Raw genomic sequence first — 2379 nt, 5'->3', positions numbered from 1 at the left:
TGTAACGCGCTAGTAACTGAAGGTGATTTGGTACTGGTCGACCGTAACAACCACAAATCGAACCACCACGGTGCGTTAATCCAAGCGGGTGGTATGCCAGTTTACTTAGAAACGGCGCGTAACCCTTGGGGCTTCATCGGTGGTATGGATGAGCACTGTTTCGATGAAGAATACATTCGTGCTCAAATCGCGAAAGTGGATCCAGAACGTGCACGCGATGAACGTCCTTTCCGTCTTGCTATTATCCAGCTTGGTACTTACGACGGTACTATCTATAACGCTCGCTACGTGATGGATAAGATCGGTCATCTTTGTGACTACATCCTGTTTGACTCTGCGTGGGTTGGTTATGAGCAGTTCATCCCTATGATGAAAGACTGTTCACCACTGCTGCTGGATTTGAAACCAGAAGACGCAGGTGTGATCGTGACTCAGTCTGTTCACAAACAACAAGCTGGCTTCTCTCAAACATCGCAAATCCACAAAAAAGACCGCCATATCAAAGGTCAAGCTCGTTACTGTAACCACAAACGCTTTAACAACGCGTTTATGATGCACGCATCGACTTCACCATTCTACGCACTGTTCTCTGCGCTTGATGTGAACGCGAAGATCCACGATGGCGAAGCAGGTCTGCGTTTATGGCGTGATGCGGTTAAGACTGGTATCGAAGCGCGTAAAGAAATCCTTAAGAGTTGTGAATTGATTCGTCCGTTCATTCCAGATGAAGTCGAAGGCCAACCTTGGGGCAGCTACGACACTGACGTGATAGCAACGAACAAGAAATTCTTCATGTTTGAGCCAAACGCAAGCTGGCACAAATTTGAAGGTTACGGTGAAGGTCAATACTTCGTTGACCCATGTAAATTGTTGCTAACTACTGCGGGTATTGCAGAAGATGGCAGCTACGCAGATTTCGGTATTCCTGCAACGCTATTGGCGAACTTCCTTCGTGAAAACGGCATCATCCCTGAGAAGTGCGACTTGAACTCCATCTTGTTCCTACTCACTCCTGCGGAAGATATGGGTAAGATCCGTCACCTTGTGGCTCAAATTAACCGATTCGAAAAATTCATCCGTGATGATGCGCCTCTAAGTATCGTACTTCCAAGCGTCTACGAAGCGAATAAAGAACGCTACCGTGGCTACACCATCCGTCAGCTATGTCAGGAAATGCATGACATGTACAAAGAGCTGAACGTGAAACAGCTACAAAAAGCGATGTTCCGCAGCGAGTACTTCCCACAAATGGTTCACAAACCAGACGTGGCAACACGCAAATACTTCCGTGGTGAATGCGATTACCTACCACTTAAAGAGGCCGTTGGTCGTGTAGCCGCTGAGGGTGCACTTCCTTACCCTCCAGGCATCATCTGTGTGATCACTGGTGAAATCTGGACCCCACACGTGGTGGATTACTTCCTATCTCTAGAAGAAGGCATCAACCGCTTCCCAGGCTTCGCGCCAGAAATTCAAGGTGTGTACCTTGAAGATGTTAACGGTCGCACTACCGCACATTGTTATGTCCTAAAAGATTAATCTACCCGTTCGCACCACGCTCCGGCGTCGGTGCGAACCGCTTATTCGTGGAGAATAATTTATGAGTACTGAAACTAAAAAAATGTCGGTGGTGCAGTTAACCATTCTGACATTCATCAACATGGCCGGCTCCGGCATCATCATGCTGCCAAGTAAACTGGCGCAAGTGGGCACCATTTCTGTGTTGTCTTGGCTGATCACGGCGGCGGGCTCTTTGGCGTTGGCTTACGTGTTTGCAAAATGTGGTCGTTTTAGTAAACGTGACGGCGGTATGAACGGTTACGCGTCTTATGCATTCGGTAAATCGGGTGCATTTATGGCGGGCTGGACTTACGGTTTGTCGCTCCTTATTGCGAACATTGCGATCGCGATTACTTGTGTGGGTTACGGCTCCGCATTCTTTGAAGTGACCCTATCTCCGGTCGAAACCTGTTTGTACACCATCGCCATTCTTTGGATTTGTACTTTCGCTAACTTCGGTGGTGCGAAAATCACAGGTCAAATTGGTACATTCACCGTGTGGGGCGTAATCCTACCAGTGTGTTCATTGGGTATTGTTGGTTGGTTCTGGTTTAACCCAACCATGTACATTGAAGCTTGGAACCCACACAGCTTGCCATTTGGTGAGGCAGTGAGTGATTCTATTGCGATGACTCTATGGGCATTCCTTGGTCTTGAATCAGCTTGTGCGAACTCTGAAGCGGTAGAAAACCCAGAGAAGAACGTACCAATCGCAGTGCTAGGCGGTACACTAATCGCGGCTGTGGTTTACATTGTATCGACAAACATCTGTTCTGGTATCGTTGCAAACTCTGAGCTTGCTGCATCTACAGCACCATT

The 2379-nt window shown here is 47.9% G+C and carries 2 protein-coding genes; both read left to right on the top strand.

Annotated features, from left to right (window positions below; genetic code table 11):
• Positions 1-1539: ornithine decarboxylase (speC, locus tag R7M72_RS24170; RefSeq protein WP_318056357.1), on the top strand; the 1539-nt coding region annotated here is incomplete at its 5' end.
• A gap of 61 nt (positions 1540-1600) precedes the next feature.
• On the top strand, positions 1601-2379 hold a 779-nt coding region (gene potE / locus R7M72_RS24165), incomplete at its 3' end, for a putrescine-ornithine antiporter (protein WP_318056356.1).

The sequence above is a fragment of the Vibrio sp. YT-18 genome (genome assembly GCF_033337345.1).
GTDB classification, from domain to species: Bacteria; Pseudomonadota; Gammaproteobacteria; order Enterobacterales; family Vibrionaceae; genus Vibrio; species Vibrio alginolyticus.
Note: the sequence above shows the minus strand (reverse complement) of the source record. Positions and strands in the feature narration are given on the sequence as shown.